The sequence below is a fragment of the Novosphingobium sp. genome (genome assembly GCF_019748365.1).
Taxonomy (GTDB): domain Bacteria; phylum Pseudomonadota; class Alphaproteobacteria; order Sphingomonadales; family Sphingomonadaceae; genus Novosphingobium.
This window is the reverse complement of the sequence record NZ_JAIEPN010000174.1, coordinates 1-24,929: the sequence shown is the minus strand read 5'-3', so window position 1 is coordinate 24,929 and position 24,929 is coordinate 1. Positions and strand designations below refer to the sequence as shown.

Below are 24,929 nucleotides of genomic sequence, written 5' to 3'. Positions count from 1 at the left end.
CTCCACCGCGCCGACCGCTTCGGCCTCGCCCAGCTCTACCAGCTGCGCGGCCGCGTCGGGCGCGGCAAGCTGCGCGCCTATGCCTACCTCACCTACCCGGAAGACCAGGCCCTCTCCGAAGTCGCCGAAAAGCGCCTCAAGGTCCTCAGCGACCTCGACAGCCTCGGTGCCGGCTTCCAGCTCGCCAGCCACGACCTCGACTTGCGCGGCGCCGGCAACCTCCTCGGCGACGAACAGTCCGGCCACGTCCGCGAAGTCGGCTTCGAACTCTACCAGTCCATGCTCGAAGACGCGATCGTCGCCGCCAAGGCCGGCGAAATCGGCCTCGCCCGCGAACGCAATGCGCTGAGCCCGCAAATCACCGTCGACGCGCCGATCATGATCCCGGAAAACTACGTGCCGGACCTCGCCGTCCGCATGGCCCTCTACCGCCGCATGAACGACGCCGAAGGCGCCGACGCCATCGAAGCCCTCGCCGCAGAAATGATCGACCGCTTCGGCCCCCTCCCCGGCCCGACGCAGAACCTGCTCAAACTCATCGAGATCAAGCGCCAGGCCATCGCCGCCCACATCGCCAAGATCGACGTCGGCGCAAAGGGCACGCTTGTCTCGTTCCACAACGACAGCTTCCCGGAACCCGCCGGCCTCTTCGCCTATATCGACCGCCTGAAAGGCACCGCCAAACTGCGCCCGGACAACAAGCTGGTGATCAACCGGGCATGGGGGACGCCGGAAGGGCGGCTCAACGGGCTGGTGCAGTTGACGAAGGGGCTGAGTGCTGTGGCGAAGAGAGCGAAGCGGGGGTGAACGATCCGACAGTATAATTTTTTGAAAGTGGTTATCCCGTCAGTTTCGGAGAGAACTTCTTTGGATTGGCGTCAAAGCGCGCCTTTTCATCAATCATAAATTGCTCATCTCTGAAAATCTTCTTCAGATATTCCTCTTGAGCAGACAGGGCTGCTCCAAGAACCAGAATCAAAGCGACAAAAATCGCTCCGATTATAAAACCAATCCATTCATCAATAAATTTAAAAAATGGACCTTCATCCTGCAATGTAATCATATTTTCTTCGGGCTGATAAAATGAAATTCGAAATGGCCCGCTCGAGGAGAATGTTTGAACATTATTTAAGAGTGCTGAAGAGATAAACTGACTCTTACCCCAAACAAATATAATTTCCCTGTCCCCCGGCTTCATGTTGGGTATTTTAAAATCGTTTGAACCTAGAACCGTCTGAGCTATGATGCCATCATCTCCGATGATTTTAGCATCAAAGATGGGAAAATCTTTGAACCGAATTCTTATATTATCTACCACCTTTGACGTATTATTTTCTAATTTTATCGTCATGAAGTCGTATAGGCCATCGACATTTGGAACACGTGTTGGTATGTCATTGCCTTCTTTTTGATTGATTTTATTTGAGGAATCTCCATCTTTAAGGGGTTTTTCTTGCCAATGCGAGAGTTCAAATTTCGCATCAATGACTTCATCGGGAGCTATAGCGCGCAAAATTGGTTGCAAATATGCGAGAATGATAGCTGAGAGGCCAGCAATCACCAGTGAGGTGACTATCCCTCCAAACCACTTCATTTAATCCCCTTTCGCAAACACAAGTGCCGTCAAACACCATACTGTAGTATCTCTGGGCTGAAGCGAAAAGCCACGATTCCGGGATTGCTGTGACAGTTTACTACATCCCCAAGCCTACAACCGCTCCCGCAACCGCACCATCAAATCCATCCGCTCATGCAAGATCGCCACGACCAGCGCAGGCGCATCAACGCGTGGCAGCGCGAACAAGAAATGGTGCTCGCACCGCGCCATCCGCAGCCCCGGATAGAGCACGCTCATGTCCCTGAACGCGCCTTGCTCGCTCACCACCGATGCAATGCCGCGCTCTAGTTTGGCGACATAGCTGCGGGCCTGCGCAACGCCCCATCGCTTGCGGGTATAGCGCACGATGCCCCGCAGATCGGCCTCTGCCGCCAGCGTCAGCACATAGGCTGCGCTCAAGCGCGGCTGTCCTCGGCCAGTTCCTCATCCACGATGGTGGCAAGGCTCTTGCTGGAAACCTTGCCCGATAAGCCCTCGGCGATCCTTTCACTAAGCAGGGACTTGAGTTCCTGCCACGCCTGATCGTCCTCCGCCGGGGCGGGAAACAGCCGCTCGATGGCGTATTGCCGGATCGTCTTGCCCTGCAGCGCCGCCAGCGCCTTCAGGCTCTGATGCTGCTGATCGGAAAGATCGATGGTCAGCCGACTCATGGAGCTACTCCTCTGCACAAACCCACATTATCACAAATGTGGGCGCCGGCCAGATAATGCTCCAATCGGGGTTGGGTACGCTACCCCTCCGTCATCGCTGCGCGATGCCACCTCCCCTGTCAGGGGAGGATCAAGCACCCCGCCATTTTCCTACATCACCCAAACCTGTCATAATCCCCGCGCTGCTCTCCGGGGCTGCTCTTTGACAGCGTCGATCAGCCTGAAAGTGACACATGGCGCAACGTGTCCACTTGTCACCTCATCGCACTTTTATGGCGATATTACAGTCTCTTACAGCCCGAATCTGTACGGCGCACGGTGTAACTTGTGTCACCCTGATTGCCCCTCTCCCCACGTGGGCAATCGCATCGAACTTCGGCAGCGCGAAGCTCTTCGTCGCGACAATCGTGTCCGCCGGCCGACCCCGTTCAGCCTTTGACGACCTGCACGGCCCACGTGTTCTTGTGCTTGTCCCAGTCGAGATCCGTGATCGGTTCATCGTGGATGATCTGCAGCATGACATCGGTGAAGCGCACGGCCTCGGAGAAGCCGACAGCCAGCAGGGCGAATGTCCGCTTGTGCTCATGGTCAGGACCGCCCGAGACGCGGGCATGCCAGGCGTTGCCCAGCGCACCATGCAGGGCGGCCAGATTGATCCGCCCCGGAGCGCTCCGGTCGAACCCCAGTTCGCCATAGTCATTTCCGAACTTGAATTTCTGGTCCGCGCGCATGTCGTAACCGCTGTTCTTGTGAATGAACAGCTGCTGGCTCTGGTTACGCCAGCCTTGCAGATAGAGATCATGATTCTGATAGATGAGTTCCACAGGATACTTGTCATCCATGATCTTGAAAGTGCTGTATCCTGTCTTCTTCGTCTTGGTCGGCTCACGCTTGCCGATGACGCCGTATTGATAATCGCACACCGTCGTCATGATCCCGATGATGTTTTTCTGGAAACAGACCGAATCGAACATCGCGTGGCTCTCCCTGAAATGGTGTACTGACATGTCCCGGATAGACCGGGATTACGGGGATTACGGTGACAGTTTACGTGATCGCCAACTCCCGACCCCTCACCCCACCGCCGCAATCACATCGATCTCCACCAGCAGCTCCGGCAGCGCCAGGCTCTTCACCTCGACAATCGTGTCCGCGGGCCAGGGCGGCGTGAAATAGGTGCGCCGCGCCTCCACGATCTTCGGGAAGTTCCCCATGTCCGTCAGATAGATCGTCACTTTGACGATCCGGCTGCGGTCGCTGCCGCCGGCGGCCAGCACGCGGTCGATATTGGCGAAAGTCTGCGCCAGCTGCGCGTCGAAATCACCCACGCCGACCAGCTCGCCCTCCGGGCTGAGCGCGGCCTGACCCGATAGGAACAGCAGGCCCCCCACCTGCCACCCCGGCGAAATCGCATAAGGCGCCAGCGGATCGGGATCCATGGTGATCACTTTGACGGTCATCGCGCAGTCACTCCCCCAAGGCATTCGCTCAATACCCGTATTCATGCACCAATCGCCGCCCCTGCGAAAGTTCTCGCAGAGATGCTCGCCAGGCGATTGCATGCGTCGATCCTGCCCCCCTGTGCTAAGCGCTGATCCCGAACGGAGAACCACGCTTGCCCGTCATCATCAGGACGACCCTCCTTGCCGCCAGCCTCGCGCTGTCCGGCTGCGCCACGATCCACCGCGAACCCTTCAACGAACGCCAGCAGGCCGAAGCCGTGATCCCCGGCATGCCGCAAGTGCGCTTCTGGGGTGATGAACCCGGCACCGCGCGGCTCATGGCGCCCTCGTTCAGTTCCGCCAGCGGCGAACGCTCGATGCTCGCGCTCTCGGGCGGATCGGACAACGGGGCCTATGGCGCGGGGCTGCTCGGCGGGTGGACCAAGTCCGGCACGCGGCCCGAATTCGCTGTAGTCACCGGGGTCAGCACCGGCGCGCTCATCGCGCCCTTCGCGTTCCTCGGCCCCGATCAGGATGCCACGCTGGAGACGCTCTTCACCACCATTTCCGCCAAGAACATCTACAAGAACCGCTTCCCCCTCGCGATCCCGTTCTCGCCCAGCATCGCCAGCACCAAACCGCTGGCGCGCATGATCGGCGAGGTCATGACCGATGCCCTGATCGACCGCATCGGCGCCGAGCACGCACGCGGGCGGCGGCTGTTCGTCGGCACCGCCAATCTCGATGCGCAGCGCATGGTGATCTGGAACATGGGCGCCATCGCCGCGAGCAAGGCGCCGGGGCGCTATGGCCTGTTCCGGCAAGTGCTCCTCGCCTCCTCGGCCATCCCCGCCTTCTTTGCGCCGGTGATGATCAAGGCCACGGTGAACGGGCGCGAGATCAGCGAGATGCATGTCGATGGCGGCACCACCGCGCAGATCCTCACCCTGCCGGATCAGGCGATCGTCGCGGGCAAGCTGCCGTCAGGGCTCAGCCAGCTGCGCATCTACATGATCGTGAACAACAAGCTGAACGGCGAGTTCCACCTCGTGAAGCCGCGTACTGTGCCCATCGCCAGCCAGGCCATCACGCTCAACATGCGCCGCTCGATGGCGAGCACGGTGAACCTCAGCTACCTCTACGCCAAGGCCCACGGCGTCGATTTCAACCTCACCTTCATCGACAAGGACTACCCGCGCTCCGAGAAGGGCCTGTTCGATACCGAGGTCATGCGCGCGCTGTTCGCCTATGGCCGCAAGCTTGGCGAGACCGGCACGTTCTGGGCCAAGCGCCCGCCCGATCAGGACGAATAGCCTTCACGCCGGCCCCTATGCTGCTTGTGCCAGCGCGGCCCTGCCCCGGATCACATCGGCGATCTTCTCCGCGATCATGATCGTCGGCGCGTTGGTGTTGCCGCCGATCAGCAGCGGGATGACCGAGGCGTCGACGACCCGCAGGCCATCGAGGCCGATGACCTTGCAGTCCTTGTCGACCACCGCCAGCGGATCGGCCTCCGTGCCCATCTTCGCCGTGCCGACGGGGTGGTAGATCGTCTCGCCCCGCGCCCGCACCCAGGCATCGATCTCGGCGTCCGACTGCACAGCCGGGCCCGGCCAGATCTCTTCGCCGCGATAAGGGGCAAACGCCTCCTGCATCGCGACTTCCCGCGCAATCCGGATGCCCTCGCGCACCACGCGGCGGTCTTCTTCGGTAGCAAGGAAATTGGCGAGGATCGCGGGATCGTCATAGGGATCGGCGCTCCTCAGGCCCACCGTGCCCCGGCTTTCCGGCCTGAGCTGGCAGACGTGGATGGTAAAGCCGTCGCGCTCCACCCGCACCTTGGCGTGTTCCTGCATGATCGCGATCACGAAATGCAGCTGCAGGTCCGGCCTGTCGAGATCGGGGCGCGATTTGAGGAAGGCGCCTGCTTCGAGGCCATTCTGCCGCCCGCCGCCCTTGCCGGTCAGCAGATAGTGCAGCCCCACCTTGTATTGCCGCCAGCCCCTGATCTGGTGGTAGAGCGAGACGGGCTGCGTCGTGGCCCAGTTGAGCGTGACGTCGAGGTGATCCTGCAGGTTCGCCCCCACACCCGGCAGCGCATGGACCGGCCGCACGCCCACCGCTTTGAGCTTCTCGGGATCGCCGATGCCGGAAAGCTGGAGTATCTGCGGCGACTGGAACGCGCCGGCACAGAGCAGGACCTCGCGGCTCGACTGCGCCGTCAGCACCGGCTTGCCCGGCCCGAGCGAGTATTCAACGCCCGCCGCGCGCCCGTTTGCTATCACGATGCGGTGCACGCGCGCGCCGGTCACTACCTGGAGGTTGCGCCGCGTGCCCATGATCGGCGTCAGGTATCCGCGCGCCGCCGACCAGCGCTGCCCGTCGTTGATGGTCAGCTGATAGCGGCCGAACCCTTCCTGGTTCGCGCCGTTGAAATCCTCGGTAAGGGGATGCCCCGCCTGCTGCCCGGCGGCGAGGAAGCTCTGGTAGAGCGGATGGGCCGATTGCTCGCCCCAGTTGACTTTCAGCGGGCCGCCCGCGCCGTGAAACTCACTCTCGCCCAGGCAATTGTCCTCGGCCTTGCGGAAATAAGGAAGGACATCGGCATAGGACCAGCCCTCCAGCCCGAGCTGCCGCCACTGATCATAATCGCGCGCATGGCCGCGCACATAGACCATGCCGTTGATCGCCGAGGAACCGCCCAGGCCCTTGCCGCGCGGATGCCACATGCGTCGGCCGTCCATGTGTGGCTCTGGCTCGCTCCAGAAGCCCCAGTTGTGCTTGCTCTTCTGCTTGATCAGCGTGCCGACACCCGCCGGCATACGCACCAGCACCGACGTGTTGGGGCCACCCGCCTCCAGCAGCAGCACGCGGACGTGCGGGTCTTCGGACAGCCGCGCGGCGAGCACTGCGCCTGCGCTGCCTGCCCCGATGACGATATAATCGAATTCGCCCTGCGCCATGTCGATGCCTCATCCCGAATGCCGGGTGCAAAGCACCATCGGCGTCTGGATGGGAGGCTAGTTAATCGAACGGTTAAAGGCAAGCCGCCCCTCAGACCGCCGATAGATAGATCCATGCAGGCACTTCCCCTTCCGGCGTCGCCACCCGTACCTCCCCGCGGCGATATTCAGCCCCCTCGAAGGTGTCGAGCCGGTCCCAATGGGCGGGGAGATCATCCGAAGTGAACAGATGAACTTCAATCGTATCGCCTACCTCATCGAGCACCAGCGCGGGATAGCCCAGAACCGCTCCCCACCCTGTTTCGACCAGTTGCCCCCGTATCGTGCCGGTTGTCCATATGCCGACAAGCTCTGCCAACTGGTGGTGGTTCACTCGCCCGGGCGCAAGCGTGCCGTATGTTGCAAGGCGGTTGTCGATGGTCATGCCAGCATTTTGCCTGACATTCATTCCGCAGCCAGGGCTGCGAAGGCATCGGCGGAGATCGGGCCCGAGCGCAGGAAGCCTTGGAACAAGTCGCAGCCCTCGTTCTGCAGGATCGCGAGTTGTCCCTGCGTCTCCACTCCTTCGGCGATCACCTTCAGCCCCAGCGCGCGCGCCATGGCCACCATCGCCGAAAGGATCGCCCGGTCGCGCGGGTCGGTCTCGATATCCACGACCAGCGAGCGGTCGAGCTTCAAGGCATCGAGCGGCAGCGCTTTCAATGCGCGAAAATTGGAGAAGCCGGTGCCGAAATCATCCAGCGCAACACTGACCCCAAGCGTGGCAAGCTCGCGCAGTGCGGCCGCGCAGGCCTCGAAGTCGGTGATGAGGGTCTGCTCGGTGATCTCGATGGTAAGCCGGTCGGCTGGAAAGGCGCTGGCTTCCAGCACCGCCTTTAGGCTCGCGGCAAAATCACCCACCGCAAAGTCCTCAGCCGTCACGTTGAGCGACAGCCGGAGCGGGGATGGCCAGCTTGCCGCCATGGTGAGCGCGCGCTTGCCGATATGCCGCGAAAGCTGCGCCACATGGTCGCCGCGATCGGCCACCGCAAACAAAGTTTCAGCGCAGATCCGCCCGAAACTCGGGTGCTCCCATCGCGCCAGTGCTTCAGCACCCGCCAGGGCGCCGCTCGCCACGTTGAACTGCGGCTGGAACAGAACCGCAATCTCGTCACGGTGGAGCGCGCCAAGGAGATCGCCTTCAAGGCTTGCGGCGCTGCGGCCGCGTGCCGGGTGGCTGCCGTCGGCCCAGAGCACACGCCGACCGCTGCGGCGCTGGAGATCGCCCGAGACCTGCTCGAGCCGGTCCAGGAGTGCGGCCCCCGCCTCGCCCGGCCGGCCGCGCAGCAGGGCCATGCGCGGCGCAAGGCTCAGTCGCTCGCCATCAACCACCAGTGGCCGCGCGATGGCCCTCCCAAGCGCTTCAGCCAGCCATTGCCACCGCTCGCGGCTCAGCGCAGAGCGGGAAGCAACAAAGAATGCTCCACCCGCAGCGCGCGCCACCATGGCCTGCGGGCCAAGTTCGTCGGCCACGAAGTCCCGCAGCCGCCGCGCGACTTCGACCAGCACCCGATCGCCGCCGGCCATGCCGTAGGCAAGGTTAACCGCCGGGAGCCGCTGCAGGCTTACCATCATCGCCTGCACGAAATCGCTGTCCCCGGCCCCATCGAGCCACAGCGCCGCACTTTCAAGCCCGGGAAGGCCGGTAAGGACATCGCGATCATCGCCGGGCAGGAGCATGGTTCCGTTCATCACTGTCGTCTTAGGCGATTGATCCGCCGAAATCATCCATCCTGTGCCATTTGGGATTGCACCGATTTGGGTCGCTTCATATCAGGTGCGCGGCAGATGACGGTTGCCGCACGGTGCGCGACGGACGAAGACTGCCACGCCGTACCCGAGGAGCGCCTTGATCAATGCCTGTTAGCCCCCGGCTGGCTTTGCTCGCCTCCCCCACCGACCGCGCGCAGGAGGCCGAGGCCGCGCTGATCGCGTCGCACGATTGGGTGCCGCTCGAAGAGGCAGACATCGTCGTCGTTCTCGGCGGTGACGGGTTCATGCTGCAAACCTTGCATCACATGCTGGATACGGGCCGGGTGATACCCGCCTACGGGCTCAATCTCGGCACCGTCGGCTTCCTGATGAACCGCCACAAGGCAAGTCGCCCCATCGCCGAACGCATTGCCAAGGCCCGCGGTGTCGCGGTTGCGCCGCTCTGGATGGAGGCCGTGACGCAGACTGGCGAGAAGTACTCCTCCTGGGCCATCAACGAAGTCTCGCTGCTGCGCGAAACGCGCCAGACGGCAAAGCTGGAAGTCTCGGTCAACGGCAAGGTGCGTATGCCGGAGCTTTCTTGCGACGGCGTGCTGGTTGCAACGCCGGCTGGATCGACTGCCTACAACCTTTCGGCCAATGGACCGATCCTGCCGCTCGGCAGTGCCATGCTGGCGCTGACGCCGATCAGCCCGTTCCGTCCCCGCCGCTGGCGCGGAGCGATCCTGCCGGAAAGCTGCCAAATCCTGTTTCGTTCGCTCGAGGCGGCCAAGCGCCCGGTCTCTGTGGTGGCGGACCAGAAGGAAGTACGCGATATATGCGAAGTGCGCGTGAGCGCGGCGCGCGATCACCGACTGACGCTCCTGTTCGACAAGGGCAAGAGCCTGGACGAGCGGATTTTTGCCGAACAGTTTCTCGTCTGAATTTGCCGGTCCATTTTTGGGCAATCAGGCGCTTGCCAAACCCGAAACGCCTGCTATTAGCGCGCTCCTGTCCCGGGCATCCGGGTCTGGTCCCTGATAGCTCAGCGGTAGAGCTCTCGACTGTTAATCGAGTGGTCGTAGGTTCGAATCCTACTCAGGGAGCCACCTTCTCGGACATTGGCATTTATTCTTGGATGCTGACAGCTCCCACCTGGCGTTAACCGAATCCCCTAAAAGGGAGTCGGGGGTGCGGTTCGCAACGGATCACCCATACACGATCAAACGCGGCTTCAAAGCCACCACATCTTTAAACCAGCAACAGTTGCACTTGCCCTCTTCATTGGCAACTTGCACTTGATGCATGGCTGTTATTGAACAACTGCCAGAAATCTCGCTACTGCAGCGTTTTGCGGTCCAACAGCCCATTCAACGCGTCCGATTGGGTCCGCTCGACCAAATTTACTCCAGGCACATAGAGGGCTTCCTCGCGAGCTCCTGAACGGGTCCGATGTTGTTCGTGACCGGATTGCAGCTGCCCCCAGTCGGTCGTCATCCGTTGGACCAACAGGGCTCGGGCCTTAAAGCCGGGTAGATCGTCCCACGGCGCCGATATGGGCTGAACTGCTTCCCTTGGCTCGGCGCAGTACAATGCCTCCACCAGTTCTGGTCGCTCCGTTTGGCTGGCATGGCGCGGCACCGACAGGATGAGCCAGTAGTTGTTCGCGATGATCGCTGGCGCCAACCAAGCAGTGCTCCACCTCCATCTAGCGCCGTTCACCCCGCACTTGGCGTCTTTCGCGATCGATGTGGTTGCGGACAAGCAGACGCGCGGAAAGAGCCATCAAGCCCTTTCCGCGCGGCTGTTGTGCAGAACGAAAGGCTGCAAGCCTGATCGGCGCGGCATCCCTTGGGAAGCCGCGCCGATCCTTGCTTGATCAGATCAGCACCAGGTCGGACGCGATGATCGCGTGGTTGTTGTCGAGGATGATCTCGAATTCGGCGGTGGTGTTGGTGCCGCTGATGTTGCCGAACAGCGCCACCTTGCCATTGTCGGTGCCCACCCGCAGCTGGCCGAGGCCGGTGAAGGCCGCACTGCCGATGAAGGTGAAGTTCTGGATCCCGGCGATGTTGGCATTGGCGTCGATGCCTGAGAGGTCGATCAGGTCGCCGGTGGCAAAATCAGCGATGCGATCGGCCAGCGTGCCCACGCGGCTTTCGGTCAGGGTGCGGAACACGAAGCGGTCGTCGCCGCCGCCACCGGCGAGCAGGTCTGCACCCACACCGCCGAACATCGTGTCATTGCCCGCGCTGCCGGTGATCGTGTCGTTGCCCGCACCGCCATCGATCGAGCCGATGTTGGTGAGCGTCACCCCGGCAAGGTTCAGCGTGTCGGCCGCCGTGCCGCCGAGGATGCGCGCGCCTGTCTGCCCGCTGGCATCGATCACCTCGATGTTGGTCCAGGCGGTGGTGGTCAGCGCAACGTTGTCGGCGGTAATGCGGACCGTGTCGGTGCCGGTGCCGCCATTGATCGTGTCCTTGCCCGAGGTCAGGCCGATCAGGAACACGTCGTCGCCGTCGCCGCCGTTGAGGTTGTCGTTGCCGGTCCCGCCGTCGATCGTGTCATCGCCCACGCTGCCGGTGATCGTATCGGCACCCGCACCACCGGAGATCCGCTCGATGCCGGTGAGCGTGGCGCCCGAGAGGTCGATCGCATCGGCGGCGGTGCTGCCGACCAGGGTCACCCCGGCAAAGCCGCCCGACGAGAGCACTTCGACATTGGTGATCGCAGCGGCGTAGAAGGCCACCCCGTCGGCCGCGGCCACGACCGTGTCGTTGCCGGTGCCGCCGTCGATCGTGTCGCGGCCCGCGGTGGCCCCGATGATGAAGGTGTCGTCGTCGCCGTCACCGAACATCGTGTCGTTGCCGGTGCCGCCGGTGATCGTGTCGTTGCCGGCCCCGCCGCGCAGTTCGTCGTTGCCGGTGCCGCCGGTGAGGGTGTCATTGCCCGCTCCGCCGCGCACGATGTCGTTGCCGGTCCCGCCATCGACCGTGTCGTTGCCGTCATTGGCATCGAGGGTGTCGTTGCCGGTCCCGCCGAGGATCGTGTCATCGCCGGTGCTGCCGGTGAGGGTGTCGTTGCCGTTGCTGCCATTGATCAAGGTGATCCCGCTCAGCGTCACGCCGCTGAAGTCGAGCGTATCGCCCGCATTGGTCCCCTCGATCAGGACAGTGCTGAACCCGCCGCTCGAGATCGTCTCGATACCCGAGATCGCCGACAGGCCGATCACCGTGCCGTTCGCGGTCGCGCGGATGGTGTCGATGCCGAGACCGCCGCTGACCGTGTCGTACCCGCTGAGCGGATCGACGAGGATCACGTCGTTGCCCGCGCCGAGGCTGATGACATCGTTGCCGCCCAGCAGGTTGACCGTCCAGTTGGCGTTCGCCGCCGAGGTGAAGGTGTCGGCCCTCGCCGTGCCGGTGTAGGTCTGCGAGGCGAAGGCATTGAACACCAAGCTTTTGCTCGCCGCAGTCAGACCACCGAGACCGTCGCTCACCTGATACGACAGCGTCATCGTGCCGGTGAAGCCCGAGTTCGGCGTGATCGTGAAGGTGCCGTTGCCGTTGTCGGTCACCGTCCCGTTCGAGGCGGTGAGATTGGCAACGCTCAGCGTATCGCCGTTGGCATCGGTGTAGCCCGCGAGCAGGGCCGAGGCGTTCACCGTGTAGGTGGTCTGCTGCAGCCCGTTCGCCAGCGTCGCGGCCGTGCCCGTCAGCTTCGGCGCATCGTTGTAGTACTGCTTGATGAGCTGGAGCTGGCCGCCCTCGACGAGGGTGGCGGCGTTGGGGCCGGTGGCTGCGGCGTGGTTCTGGGTGGTGAGCAGGAACGCCTTGTGGTGCGCGTCGCCGAAGGTTGCGGTGACGTCGATGACGCCCGAGCTTTCCTCGTCCTGGGTGCGGAAGTCCGCCCCGCCGAGGAGGAAGCGCGCCGGATCGTGCTGGGCGAGCTGGGTCAGCGTATCCGTGACCGGATCATACTGCCACACCTTGCCGAGGTGGGCGTTGTTGCCCACGTCTTCCTGCAGGATCACCTTGCCCTGGAAGTCGACGGTGATGTTGTCCAGCATCTGCTGGCCTTCGGTGCCATCGAGAACTGCGGTGATCGTGCCGCCCAGTTCAGGCTGGCTGATGTCGGTGAAGGTGAACTGGTAGAGCCGCGAGGGCGAACCGAAGCTGTTCGTCGTCACGAAGTAGCCGCGCGCCGGGTTGGTCGGATCCCAGGCGATGTCCTCGGGGCGCAGGAAGCTGGTGACGCCCGCCGCCTCGCTCGCCGCATCGAGCTGCGCGCCGGTCTGGTTCCGCACGTCGCCCAGATCGACAAGGCTGAACGTGCCGCCCGGGATGGCGGTGTTCGATTCGTTGTTGTTGTTCGTCAGGTTGTCGAGGTTGGCAACCTTGATGCCATAGAGCTTGCCGCCAGCGAGGCCCGCCTTCTCCACCGCATTGCCGGTCGCCTGCTTGGTGCCGACGTAGACGTAGACCTGGCCGTTCTGGCCGTCGTCGGTCCCCATCACGATCGTCTTGTTCTGCGTCGCGAACCCGTTGGCGACCGCGTTCTCATGGCTGAACTTGCCCAGCGCGGAGAGGTCGTAGGCCGTGCCGGCTTCCGAACCGGTGACCACGACGCCCATCACCTTGCCTTCGACACCGCTTTCCTCGCCGGTGAGGAAGATCTTGTCCTGCGTGCCAAGGCCCGTCGCCGCGTTGTAGAAGGCGTTCTGCGGGGCAAGGTCGGCCGAGCAGAAGCGGCTGAGCGCGGTGGTCGAGACCTGCCAGGTGCCCGAGGCGGCATCCCAGATCTTGAGCGTCTTGATCGCGTCCTCGCCCGAGATCACCTCGAGCGTGGTCTTGTCGATGACCAGCTGCGAGACATAAGTGCCGATAGCGCCATGATCGCGCACTGTGCCCCGGTTGCCGGCGAGTTCGTGGCCGACAAGGACGGTGACCGTGCCGTCGCCATTGTCGAACATGCCAAGGCCGTCGGGGATCCCGCCGAACAGGTAGGTGCCGCCGCTGGTCTTGCTGGTGGCATCGCCGGTGGTGATGATCGCCTGAACCGTGACGCCCGCATTGGTCGAGACGAGATACGGCGTCTGGCTCGAACGCGTGTCGGCCACGTCGGTGACGGTGACGCTGAGCGTCTGCGTGTCGGTGGCCGTGCCGTCGCTCGACGAGACGATCACCTCATAGACGTTGTTGCTGCCGGCATCGGCCGCGCGCTCGAAGTTGGGCGCCTTCCTGAACGAGAGCGCACCCGTCGCAGCATCGATCTGGAACAGCGCGGCATCCGCACCGCCGGTGATCGCATACGTCAGCGTTGTACCGGCATCCGGATCGGTTGCCGTGACGGTGGTCACCGCCGCCACGTTCTCGGCAATCGAGAGCGAAGCCGTATCCCCGCCGCCGTTCGAGGTGATCGCGGGCGCCTCGTTCACATTGGTCACCGAGATCGCCACGTCCTGCTCGGTCGTGTTGGTGCCGTTCGAGGCAACCACACGCACGTCGTAGACGTTGTTGGCACCGCCGTCGGCCGGGGCTTCGAAGTTCGGCGCGTTCTTGAAGGTGACGACACCCGTGCTGCTCACATCGAACAGCGCCGCGTCGGCGCCCGTGAGCGAGTAGGTGATCGTGCCGGTGAGGCCGGTCGACTTGCCAAGGTAGGCCGTGCCGGTGTCGTTCTCCGCGAACGCGGCAGCGGCATCATCCAGCAGGTAGTCGCCCACCAGAACCGTGTCGCTGCGCACCGCCTGGTTCTGGATGCGCGTGTCGAGCGCCTGCACGGTATCCGCTTCGTTGTAGGCAGTGGCCCTGGTGCCGTAGCGCTCCGAGAAGTACTCCGCGAAGGCCTGCTGTTCGCCGATCGCGTTGGCCGGAACCACCGCCGGATCGGTGAAGTTCAGCGAAGAGCTGACCGGGGCCGAGACCGTGCCATCGTTCAGCAGGTAGCGGAAGTTGGTCGCGTTCGACTTGACCAGATAGCCGTCGCCGCCGTTGGCCGTGAAGTTGAGCGCAACCACCGAGATGAGCGAGGGCGCACCGGCAACCACCACGCCGTTGTCAGCAACCACTGCCGTGATGTCGCCCAGTTCGTTGACGAGGACCACGTCCTGCACACGGGCACCGGCCGCCTTGGTCGGATCGTACGAGAAGCGCACGCCGCCGATCTGGATGAAGCCGCCGTTGTTGGGCGCCAGCGCGTTGGGCGAATTGAGGATGTTGAGCAGACCCTGCGCGGTCGTGTCGAACACCATGAGCTTGTTGTCGAAGCGCAGCGCGTTCTCGACATCGAGCTGGCTCACCTCGCCGCCCACCGCCGGGGCCACCTTGGTGACCGTGCCGTCGGCATTGTTGACGATCGTGCCGATCTGCGCGCGGATGCCGCCGCCGTTCTTGATCGAGACGATCGCGTGTTCGCTGGTCAGGCCCAGTGCATCGCGCGCCACATCGGCGTTGGCATCGGCCGAGACGTTGCCGAGGTTGGTCTCCTGGTTGCGAACCTGGATCCGCTCGCCTTCGAGGTAGACGTTCGAGTAGCCGTAGATGTTGCCATCCTTGGCCTCGATCACCGCGTCGACCGCATCGGTGAGCTGCTTGACAGCGTTGCCGCGGGTTCCGGCGGCAAAGGCGCTGTCGGAGAGGTCGCCGTCAAGATCATTCCATGCCGCGGCAACGTTGGCAGCGGTCGAGGCATAGGCCCCGTTGATGCCCGCATTGTTCGTCACGCTGTCGAGCAGGATGTCCCCGTTCTCGTCGAAATCGACCACGAGCCGGCCAAGATAGGTATACTCGTTGTCGGTGTTGACGATCAGTGTGGTCTTGCCGTCCGCATCGCTCATCACCAGCGGATAGGTATCGGCAAAGTCCGCGGCGTGGCCCGGGAAGTTCACCGCAACGTCATCGGCATCGCCAAGCCGCGTGTTGGAACCCGCCGCCAGGATGATGTCCACACCCTTGAGCAGCGGCGCAAGCTGCTTCTCGAAGGTGATCTGCTGCAGGTGGCTGAGCAGCACGATCTTGTTGACACCCTGCGCGCGAAGGTCGTCGATGACCGGCTGCAGCTGCGCTGCCAGCAGCGCCATGTTGTTGGTCTCGCCGTTCGCACCGGGGCCGAACGGGAAGCCGAGGATCTCTGCGCCCGTGGGCGAGGAGATCGATTCGAGGATCTGCGTGGTCACGCCGACCAGACCGATCGTCTGGCCGCCCTCGTTGATCACCGCCGAAGGCGCGATGCGGCCCTTGAGATCCTGTGCTTCCTCGTTCGCCAGCGTGCCCGTGCCCACCGTCTGCGTGAAGCGGCCGTTGAGCGGATCCGCCGTGAAGCCGGCCGGCGCCAGCACCAGGTTGGCCGAAATCGAGGCATAGTTCGCGCCGACCCAGCCCGAACCCGGCGCGATCGAGGAGAGATAGACGTTCGAGCCCAGATCCCACTCATGGTTGCCGATGCCCGAAGCCTCGACACCGATCAGGTTGTGGATCGCGGTATCGACCACACCCGGTGCCGGCGTCGTGCCCGCCGCCGTCGAAATGGTCGAACCTGTGACACGGTTGATCACCGGGATCAACGAAGGATCGGTGCCGGCTGCCAGGAACGGACCCGGCAGGAACGTGTCACCACCCGCCAGCGTGATCGAGTTGGCGAACGCGTCCTCGAACCTGCCGGCCAGCGCGGCCAGATAGGGCGCCGTCTCCGGCGCCAGCGTGCCCGCCTCACCGTCCGAAAGATGCAGCAGCTGCAGCGTGTAGCGCTCGACCACGTTGGTTACCGTGATCGCCAGCGCCTGACTGTCGCTGGCGACTCCGTCACTCGTGTTTACGACCACGTCGTAGACGTTGTTCCCGCCCGCATCGACCGGCGCCTCGAAGTTCGGCGCGTTCTTGAACGTCACCACACCCGTGCTCGCGTCGATGTTGAACAGAGTGGCATCGGTCCCGCTCAGCGAATAGACCAGCGTCGTTCCGGCATTGGCGTCGGTCGCCTCCACCGTGATGACGGTGGTGCTGTTCTCCGCAATCAGGATCGATGCCGTATCGCCGCCGCCGTTCGACGTGATCACAGGGGCTGCGTTGAGGAGGCTGATGCCGGGCGAGCCGCTTTCGGTCGTGTCGCCGGGGGCGATGAAGGCGCCGTTGGTACCGGCGGAGCTGAGCTGGGTGATCGCCGTGTGGTCAAGCCCGGCGGCGTTGTCGAAGGTGCGCAGCGGGGCGATCGTGGTCGAGGCGCCGAAGGTGACCCTTGCCTGGACGTTGCCGGCAGCGTCGAAGATGGCAACGCCGTCACCACCGGTCGAAAGCCCGAGGCCTGCGCCCGAATATGTGCCGATCTGCAGACCTGCAGGCTTGGTGCCGCCAAACCACGTGTTGATGAAGGTCTGGATGACGGTTGCGGCATTCTGGGTGCCGCCGATCTCGAGGAAGATCGCGGATTCGCCGGCAGCCAGTGACGTGACCCCGCTGAGCGTCGCGGCGTTGGCAAAGGCGAACGAGTTGTCGTCCATCTTCCAGCCGGTGATGTCGACCACGCTGCTGCCGGTGTTGGTGATTTCGAACCAGTCCGAACCGACAGGGCCGTTGCCGCTCGACCACGGGGCCACTTCGGTGATGCGGACCGGCTCGACGACGTCGTTGACGGTCAGCGTAAAGCCGACGCTGGCGTCCGGCGTGTTGCCGATGGTGGTGTCATCAACCGTGACGGTAACCGCGTAAGACGACTTCGCTTCGTAGTTCAGCTGAGTGCCGGCCTTGAGGTAAAGACCGGTCGCATCGACTTCGAAGAATGCCGCGTCGGCGCCGGTCAGGGCGAGGGTGTTCGTGCCAAGGCCGTCATCGGTGACGAGCACGTTGGCGACCTTCACGCGGGCAGCCGTGCTGGTGTTTTCGGCCAGCTGGGTAATCTCGCTCGAAAGACCGATCGCGGTGGGCGCCGTGTTGACCGGCGCGGCGATACCACCGGCGGTGCCGGGCGAACCGATCTCGTTGGCATCGTTCGCGGCTGCGAAGGCGCCGTTGACGCCAACGGTGCTCAGCGTGCTGACAGTGGCGGTGACCGCCGAGTTGTCGAACGAGCGGAACGGTGCAGCCGTGGTCGCGGCGCCGAAGCTGACGCGGGCCTGCTCGACGCCAGACGCGTTGAACACGGCGACGCCATCGCCACCGGTGCCGAGGCCGACGCCGCTGCCGGTGTAAGTGCCGATCTGCAGGTTCGCGGGCTTGGTGCCATTGAACCAGGTCTGCACGAAGTTGGCGATCGTGGTGGTTGGCGTGGCGGTTTCGAGGAAGATCACCGATTCGCCGGGCGCAAGCGTGGTCACGCCGTTCAGCGCCACCGAGCTACCGAATGCGAACGAGCTGTCGTCCATCTTCCAGCCAGTGAGGTCGATGGCAGTGTTGCCGGTGTTGGTCAGCTCGAACCAGTCGGCGCCGACGGAGGCGATCCCGCTCGACCACGGCGCGGCTTCGGTGATCGCGACCGAGCCGGCAGCGCCTTCGTTGACAACGTTGGTGACGTTCAGCGTGTAGGCCACGCTGGCGTCCGGGTTGGCGGTGGAGCTGGGATCGTCGACGTTGACGGTGACCGAGTAGCTGGTCTTGGTCTCGTAGTCGATCGTCGTGCCGGCCTTGATATAGAGGCCGCTGGAATCCGCCTCGAACAAGGCGGCGTCGGCGCCGCTGACGGTGAAGTTGTTGGTGCCGATGCCGTCATCGGTCAAGTTGATGTCGGCGACCTTGAGGCGGGCGCCGGTGTTGGTGTTTTCGACAATAGGGGTGCGTGCATTCGCCAGCGCAATGCCGGTCGGCGGGGTGTTGACCTCCGAGGCAGGCCTGTAGACCCAGAGCTGCGGATGGTTGAAGTCGCCGCCGCCTTCCTCGCTCACGATGTAGATCGTGCCGTCAGGTCCAACGGTGATGCCTTCGACGGTCATCGCCTGAATGTTGAGGCCGGTAGGCGTGACCGGGGCCTGCAGCGTGAGCGAACTCAGCACGTTGCCCGCGCGGTCAACCTCAACGACTTTGCCCGATTCCTGGCTGAGGATCAGCAGGTTGCCCTGATCAGTGGTGCCGAAGTACTTCGAATTGCTCGACAGCGCATAGACGTCCGACATGTCGGCCAGTCCGGCGAGCGCGGGGTCGAACAGGTTCGTGCTGAGCACCGTGGTCGAAGAGCCGTTGGTCGCGGTGCCGGCGGCGAAATCGATATTGGTCTGGAAGATGCCCTGCGGCTGCAGTTCCTTGACGACGATGAACCCGCCGGTCTGCGGATCGTAGCTGAGGCCCTCGTTGCCGATGTTGCCGATATCGGTGCCCAGATCGACCGTCTGCGCATTGGCGCGCGTCAGCGTTGTGCCGGCTGCGTAGGTGAACTTGACGACCTGGCGGTAACGCTCCTCGGTAAACACGAACTGGCCGTTGCCGACGTACGTGATGCCTTCGATGTCATAGAATTCGGTGCCTTGCGGGCTGCTGCCGGTCGCGAGCGTCATCGTGCTGATCAGCGCGCCGGTCAGGCTGACTTCGGTGACCGAGGTGCCGCCGTCGCCAACGACGAACAGCGTGTTGGTGTCCCAGTTGTAGGTGACGCCGGAAGCTTCCTGGCCAAGCAGGTTGCCGCTCGGTGCGGTCGTGCGGGTCGGTTCGGGCAGGTCGTATTGAGCAACGCGGACGTAGTTCGAAAGATCGATCGACATTTTGTTCTCCGAAGCACCGACACCACGAAAGTGGCCGCAAAGATGAATCCTCAACAATGTTGATGAACGACTGTAACTGATGTGCTCCGGGGCAGATCAAATGGGCGCAAAGGACCCAGCCCGAAAAACCTAAGTTTTCGGGATCATCGATCCTGCAAGAGAACTAAATAAACTGCCCCGGGGCGCAGCAAAGAATCGCTCCCCGGGATTTGGATACTGTCGCTGCGTGTCAGCGAGGTTACATTTTTCGTTAACCCGCCTTAGGTGAACGCACGGGTGCGGCACGGTCCGCATCCGGTTTTACCACAGCAGGCTGCGGCGGCGTTGCTGGCGCTGCAGACGGCGCAGGAACGCATGGCCGCGCAACGGCCACTTCGCTGTCTATCTGGACGCTATGGGTACCGAGCGAGTCGGCCAACTCGGTGACATTGCCGTAATCGCTGCTGATCACCGGTTCGACCGCATTGCGCGCCAGCACCCGCCGGACCCGGCGCTGTCAGGCGGTGTTGTCCTTCAGGTTCGCGGGCGGCGGGTCGATTGCGCCGAGCAGGGTGGCGGCGCCGCGCTGTCGTTCATGATCAGCAAGGTCTTTGCTAGGGTCCAAACTCAATCAGGGCACGTTCGAGGTTTGAGGCAAAACGGCTCAGTGCAAGGAGGAAAGGCGCAGGGATATGTCGATATCTCAAGCCTTTCCGACGCAGCAATGGGCCGTTTTGGTCAAACCCCTCCGGGGCGTCCAAATGGCTTCCATCTCAGCCAAACCGGCCCTTGCAAAGGCAACCAGCCTTCGCTGCGGTCCGCTTCGGCCGATATGTTCGCCATTTGGACGCCTCGAACGTGCCCTGATTGAGTTTGGACCCTGGGCAAGACAATCCGCAGCATCCAAACATTCGCGAACGCTTATTGTCCCGTTTCGAAAATGTCGGTTGACTGCCAAGCGAGTCGGGGGCCATTAACCCACAAAAGACGGGCCGCTCAAAATTCAATAAGCATCAATGCTTGCTTACCGAATTGGGGGTTCGATGACTGGCGTGTTGACTCGCTTGACCGTAGCGTTTGTAGGCCTTTGCGCCTCGACTTCGGCTATGGCGCAATCCCAAGTTTCTACTTCTGGTGCCGCCGCGCAGGAGGCTTCAAGGGAGAGCGTGGTCGGGCGCGCGCAGATCGAACAGAGTGTACCTCCAAAGGACATTCCCCGCAAAACCCAGGTCCGGGTCGATACCAGAGGCGCTGTCACGCAGTTGCCCTGCGCCCTGTCGGATTCCGACATCAATGTCACGATTTCTTCGCTTGTGCTTGAAAAGCCCGATGGATCGGCATTGCCTGCCGAACTGCTGACGTTGCTTGCGGGTGTCGATACGGACTTGCGCGGCGAAGCCAAGCTCAGCGTCGTCTGCAAGATACGCGATAGGATCAATGAACGTCTGGCGGAGGCTGGCTATATCGCGCTGGCCCAGATTCCGGCCCAGAAGATCGCCGATGGCGTGCTGAAGATCCAGGTCGTCACCGCCCATATCATCGAAGTGCGCGTGGTTGGCGAACCAGGCTCGTTCCGGAAGCAACTGGAAAAGGCAATCGAGCGCATTCGGTCGATCGATCCGCTGAACCGGCGCGACGCCGTGCAGGAGTTGCTGCGTGTTGGCGACATTCCCGGTCTCGATGTCAACCTGACCCTGAGTTCGGCCAATGCTGCACCGGGCGAAATGATCGGAACGCTCAGTGTCGTCACGCAGCGGCATTCGCTTCTGGTCAATGTCCAGAATTACGGCTCCCGCCAGCTGGGGCGCTGGATCGGCTCGATCCGTGGCGAGGTCTACGGGCTGACCGGCCGTGCCGATCGGACATTCGTTGCCTTCTCCAACTCGGCGGATGTCAAGGAGATCCGGGTCCTGCAGGCTGGACACGATTTTGCGCTCAACGACGCCGGTCTGCGGCTCGGTGTGCGGACGAGCCTTGCATGGTCCCGTCCGGATATCCCCAAGCTGGACTTGCGGTCACGGTCGGTCATCATCGGCCTCGATGTGAGCCAATCGCTGGTTCGCAACCTCACGCAGACCGTCGTCGCTACTGGTGGGTTCGAGTTGCTCGATCAGCAAGCCCAGATCTATGCATCGGGCAACCGCATCCCGTTCTCGCTCGACAAGATCCGGGTGCTGTTCGGCCGGGTGGATGGCGATTTCCGCTTCATGAGCGGCGACAGGGAGTGGATGCGCGCGACCGGTTCGCTCGAATTGCGCAAAGGCATCGGCTTTCTTGGTGCGACCAAGATTGGCCAAGTCACCGGACGCGGAGCGCCATCGCGTCTTTTCGGCGATCCTCAGGCCTTCGTGATCAGGGGCGAGGCAAACCTTGATATCAACCCGGTTGGCGCCTTCCATCTGGGGCTCAATGGTTTTGGCCAGTGGTCCAACCACCCGTTGCTGAACCTCGAAGAGTTCTCCCTCGGGAATTACACGCGTGGCCGCGGCTATGATCCGGGATCGAGCGGCGGCGACCGCGCTTATGGCTTTACGGTGGAGCCGCGCATCGCTCTGCCCATCCCCAAAGTGCGGGTTGAGGCTTCCGGGTTCTATGACTGGGTCCGTGTCCAGAACATCGATCCCGGCACAGCCGTTCCCAAGCAGACTTTGCGGTCGGTGGGTGGCGGCCTGCGCTTCATTCTGCCGCAGCGTCTCGTGGTCGATGTGACATTCGCCCATCCGCTCGACAAGCTCCTGTCAACGGACGCGGCCAAGCCATCGAACCGCGTGCTCGTTTCGCTCACGTCCAAATTCTTTTGAAGGGGAGCGGTAGCATGACCCTCGTCCGTAATCCGCGCCTCGCTGCAGCTGGCCGCGCCCGCCGCTTTGGCTTGCTCGCCACAACCGCACTCGTCGGAGTCAGCCTGAATCTGGCTGCCCCAGCGCTGGCACAGACACTGCCGATCCCGACCGGGGCGGAGGTGATCGCCGGCAGCGGTGAATGGAATAATGGTGGTGCCAAGATCACCACTCCCGCCGCCAACCTGCGGACTGTGGACCTGCTTGCCAAAAGCAGGATCATCGATTTCACCAGCTACAACATCGACAACGCCACAGTGAATTACATCTCGACCGGCGGTGGTACCAGCCTCGTCGCGGCCAATCGTGTGGTCACGGCGGGCGTATCGAGCATTAGCAGCACCGGCAGGATCACTGCAGACCCGAATATCTCGGTATGGCTGATCAATCAGGACGGCATCACGTTCAACGGCACCGCGACGCTGACCGGCGGCAGCCTCATGCTGTCGACGCTCGACTTCACAGGGCCCGTCAACCCAGCATTTCGGACCGCCTTCGAGACGACCGCAAACACGGCGGCCATCTCGTTTTCGGGTTCCAGCACCGATCCGATCAAGATCGGCGGCGCAGGGCTCAGCGTTTCCGGTTCGATCGTGGTGATCGGACAGGACATCACCAACACGGCGGCCGTTACGTCAACCGGTGGGTCTGTCGTGATGATCGCAGGCAGCGACGTCACCTTCACGGCTGGCCTCGGCAATCCCTTGAGCTTCACCGTTAATGCCGGCACCAACCTCGGCCAGGCCGCTGTCAGCGTCAACGGGGATGTGACCGGTCAATCTGTTCTGATTGCGGGCGGGCTCAAGGCGAATCTGACCGCCGCCCTGCTCAACGTCGACGCCAATGCCACGCTCACCGCATCGCAGGCAAACGGCACCGTCACACTGGCAACCGCCACGACGACGGTCGGCACAAACACCGTCTCGATCACCAACGGCGCCAATGCGGCGCCTTCCATCCTGGTCAACGGCAGTCTGGCCGCGGCCGGCGCATCCGCTGATGTGATCGTCAATTCGGCTGCGGGCGTCACTCTGGCGAATGACGTGACCGCAGGGCGCGATTTCACCGCGACCGGCAAGACCGTTACCTTGGGTGCTGCAGCTGCGGCCGTAGACCAAAGCGCAGGTCGCAACGTCACCATCAATGCCACGACCGGTGCCATCACCGGGCTCGGCACGCTGACGCTTGCGTCTGACACGGGCGGAAGCGGCGCGGCTGATCTGGTGCTGAAGGCCGACGCAGGCAAAGTCGATTTCGGTGCGGACACGCTGCTGCAAGCTGGTCTTACAGGTTCGAATCCGCTCGAACGTAGTGCAGTGCGGATCACCAGTGCGCCGACCATCACCCTCGGCGATGTCATCGGATCGACGCTGGTTACCGGCGCCGGCACGGCCCTTCAGGCCACGGGCGCGATCACGACGGGCGATGTCACCGTTGATCAGGCTCTCACCATCACATCCACTGGCGGTTCGATATCCACCGGCGCCCTCACCGTGGGCAATGCCAATGCCGCGGTTCTGCTCTCGGCCGCTGGCGCAACCAGTGACATTTCGTCTTCGGGAACTATCGCCACCAACGGCGGCAACGTGCTGCTGTCCGCCGAACGCGACATTGGCATTGTCGACGTCGCGACCGTGCCTGTAGGCGCTCCCACCCCGACCGGCTCAGTCGGCCTTCTGGCCGGGGGCAAGATAACCGGCGGCGCGCTTGGTGCGGGAGTCGATATTGCGGCCCGTGGCGGAACAGGCGTAGCGATCACCTCGGCGACCGCTGGCGACGATATCGACCTCGTCGCGGTGAACGGCAATCTCTCGCTTGGCACCGGCAGTGCGCAGGGAACCGGTGCTACGACAACCCGCGTGACGTTCACCGGCACGCCGGGCACGACCGCCGCGCTTGCTGTGGTGGCTGGCGAAGACGCCCAGTTGGGCGGCTCGACGATCCGGCTGCGTTCGGCGGCGGGTGACATCACCTCGGCCACCAGCCTGACAACGCTGGGCGGCGATGTGCTGGTCAATGCGTCGAACGATGTCTCGCTCACCACGGTGACGACCACCGGCGGCAGCATTGCCGTGCGCGCCGGGCGCGATGTGACGAAGGCAACCACACTCAAGTCCAACAGCGAAGACGTGACCGTGCGCGCGGGGCGCAATGCGGCGCTCGGCACGCTGACCGCGCTTGATGACATCGACCTCAATATCACCGGGAACCTCACGTTCACCAGGCTGGCGCTGACCGGCGGAACCGATGGCACACGCTTTGCCGATGTGACCTCGGGCAGCGCCGGGGCTGTGGGCGGGGTGACGTTCACCACGCCCGATGACGCGGCACTGGCAGCAGCCAATGTTGTACGCGTGAAGGCCGGATCGGTCGGCACGCCGGGGGCGGCATCGAATGCGCTGATCGTCTCGGATGCCGCGGGCAACCCGGCGTCGGGCGCCTTCAGCTTCACCGCCGACAAGGGCGATATCCGCATCGGCACCGCGACGGCTGACGGCACTATCGGCGTCACGGCAACCCTCGGCTCGGTCACCGGCCTTGCCGACGGCTACGCCGCTCCCACCGGCGGTGATATTGCCGCTGACGGACGCACGGTGCTGCTCGATGTAGGTTCGGGCTCGTTCGGGGCCATCACTGCAAAGACAGTGACCCAGATCACCACGCCGACGATCCTGCGCGCAAGCTCGATCACCGCCGATACGATCAACCTTGTCGCATCCAACACGCTCGACCTCGGCACCGTGCGCACGGCAGGCACGCTGACGCTGCGGACAACCGATGGCACCGCCGCGAGCGGCACGGCGCTGGAGATCATCAATCCGGCAACGAAGCTGGCTCCCGGCTTCGGCGCGGCGACGCTGACGGCCACGCCTGCCAATGCAACGATCACGGTGAACGCTGTCGGCGGCGTCGCGCAGCTTGGCACCCTGACTGCAGGCACCGGTGCGGATCCTGATCCGACCACCGGTGCGGCAGGTCAGATCACAGTCAACGCCGGGGCGCTGACCATCACCACCGCGCT

15 protein-coding genes and 1 tRNA gene are annotated in these 24,929 nt (G+C 63.3%); 7 read left to right on the top strand and 9 right to left on the bottom strand.

All coding sequences use genetic code 11. The annotated features are described in order from the left end of the window. Nucleotides 1-807: TRCF domain-containing protein (locus tag K5Q19_RS18915; protein WP_365760226.1), on the top strand; the 807-nt coding region annotated here is incomplete at its 5' end. Between the two features lie 31 nt (nucleotides 808-838). Here the strand turns inward: K5Q19_RS18915 and K5Q19_RS18910 are convergent. From K5Q19_RS18910 to K5Q19_RS18890, 5 genes are all read right to left on the bottom strand, one after another. Then, complete coding sequence (locus tag K5Q19_RS18910) at nucleotides 839-1,594, bottom strand: hypothetical protein (protein ID WP_292948431.1); 756 nt, start codon at nucleotides 1,592-1,594, stop codon at nucleotides 839-841. Between the two features lie 114 nt (nucleotides 1,595-1,708). Beyond that, on the bottom strand, nucleotides 1,709-2,017 hold the full coding sequence (locus tag K5Q19_RS18905; protein WP_292948430.1) for a type II toxin-antitoxin system RelE/ParE family toxin: 309 nt from the start codon (nucleotides 2,015-2,017) through the stop codon (nucleotides 1,709-1,711). Then, complete coding sequence (locus K5Q19_RS18900; RefSeq protein ID WP_292948429.1) at nucleotides 2,014-2,268, bottom strand: antitoxin; 255 nt, start codon at nucleotides 2,266-2,268, stop codon at nucleotides 2,014-2,016. The genes K5Q19_RS18905 and K5Q19_RS18900 overlap by 4 nt, the downstream gene beginning before the upstream one ends. Nucleotides 2,269-2,696: 428 nt before the next feature. Continuing rightward, a complete protein-coding gene (locus tag K5Q19_RS18895; protein ID WP_292948428.1) occupies nucleotides 2,697-3,242 on the bottom strand; it encodes a ribosome-inactivating family protein in 546 nt (181 codons plus the stop codon). Between the two features lie 99 nt (nucleotides 3,243-3,341). Next, nucleotides 3,342-3,728, bottom strand: a complete 387-nt coding sequence (locus K5Q19_RS18890; RefSeq protein WP_292948427.1) for a RidA family protein — start codon at nucleotides 3,726-3,728, stop codon at nucleotides 3,342-3,344. Between the two features lie 155 nt (nucleotides 3,729-3,883). Here K5Q19_RS18890 and K5Q19_RS18885 point away from each other — a divergent pair, with 155 nt between their 5' ends. Continuing rightward, on the top strand, nucleotides 3,884-5,023 hold the full coding sequence (locus tag K5Q19_RS18885) for a patatin-like phospholipase family protein (protein ID WP_292948426.1): 1,140 nt from the start codon (nucleotides 3,884-3,886) through the stop codon (nucleotides 5,021-5,023). 15 nt (nucleotides 5,024-5,038) lie between these two features. Here the strand turns inward: K5Q19_RS18885 and K5Q19_RS18880 are convergent, their stop codons facing one another. The 3 genes from K5Q19_RS18880 to K5Q19_RS18870 all read right to left on the bottom strand — a co-directional run bounded on the left by K5Q19_RS18880 (nucleotide 5,039) and on the right by K5Q19_RS18870 (nucleotide 8,404). After that, on the bottom strand, nucleotides 5,039-6,673 hold the full coding sequence (locus tag K5Q19_RS18880; protein ID WP_292948424.1) for a choline dehydrogenase: 1,635 nt from the start codon (nucleotides 6,671-6,673) through the stop codon (nucleotides 5,039-5,041). A 91-nt stretch (nucleotides 6,674-6,764) separates the two neighbouring features. After that, nucleotides 6,765-7,097 (bottom strand): gamma-glutamylcyclotransferase, encoded by a 333-nt coding sequence (locus K5Q19_RS18875; protein ID WP_292948422.1) that lies wholly within the window; start codon nucleotides 7,095-7,097, stop codon nucleotides 6,765-6,767. A 20-nt stretch (nucleotides 7,098-7,117) separates the two neighbouring features. After that, entirely contained in the window at nucleotides 7,118-8,404 is a 1,287-nt protein-coding gene (locus tag K5Q19_RS18870) for a bifunctional diguanylate cyclase/phosphodiesterase (protein WP_292948421.1), read from the bottom strand. Between the two features lie 164 nt (nucleotides 8,405-8,568). Between K5Q19_RS18870 and K5Q19_RS18865 the strand changes: the two genes are divergently transcribed. From K5Q19_RS18865 to K5Q19_RS18855, 3 genes are all read left to right on the top strand, one after another. Next, entirely contained in the window at nucleotides 8,569-9,348 is a 780-nt protein-coding gene (locus tag K5Q19_RS18865; RefSeq protein WP_292948419.1) for an NAD kinase, read from the top strand. A gap of 90 nt (nucleotides 9,349-9,438) precedes the next feature. Continuing rightward, nucleotides 9,439-9,513 (top strand) — tRNA-Asn (locus tag K5Q19_RS18860). 551 nt (nucleotides 9,514-10,064) lie between these two features. Next, a complete protein-coding gene (locus K5Q19_RS18855; RefSeq protein ID WP_292948418.1) occupies nucleotides 10,065-10,283 on the top strand; it encodes a hypothetical protein in 219 nt (72 codons plus the stop codon). Here K5Q19_RS18855 and K5Q19_RS18850 read toward each other — a convergent pair whose 3' ends face one another. Then, entirely contained in the window at nucleotides 10,284-19,088 is an 8,805-nt protein-coding gene (locus tag K5Q19_RS18850) for an SdiA-regulated domain-containing protein (RefSeq protein ID WP_292948416.1), read from the bottom strand. A gap of 1,022 nt (nucleotides 19,089-20,110) precedes the next feature. On the opposite strand from K5Q19_RS18850, the gene K5Q19_RS18845 reads away from it, so the two are divergent. Both K5Q19_RS18845 and K5Q19_RS18840 read left to right on the top strand, forming a co-directional pair. Continuing rightward, a complete protein-coding gene (locus K5Q19_RS18845) occupies nucleotides 20,111-21,868 on the top strand; it encodes a ShlB/FhaC/HecB family hemolysin secretion/activation protein (RefSeq protein WP_292948414.1) in 1,758 nt (585 codons plus the stop codon). A gap of 14 nt (nucleotides 21,869-21,882) precedes the next feature. After that, nucleotides 21,883-24,929, top strand: a 3,047-nt coding sequence (locus K5Q19_RS18840) for a filamentous hemagglutinin N-terminal domain-containing protein (RefSeq protein ID WP_292948412.1), incomplete at its 3' end; no start/stop codon positions are given.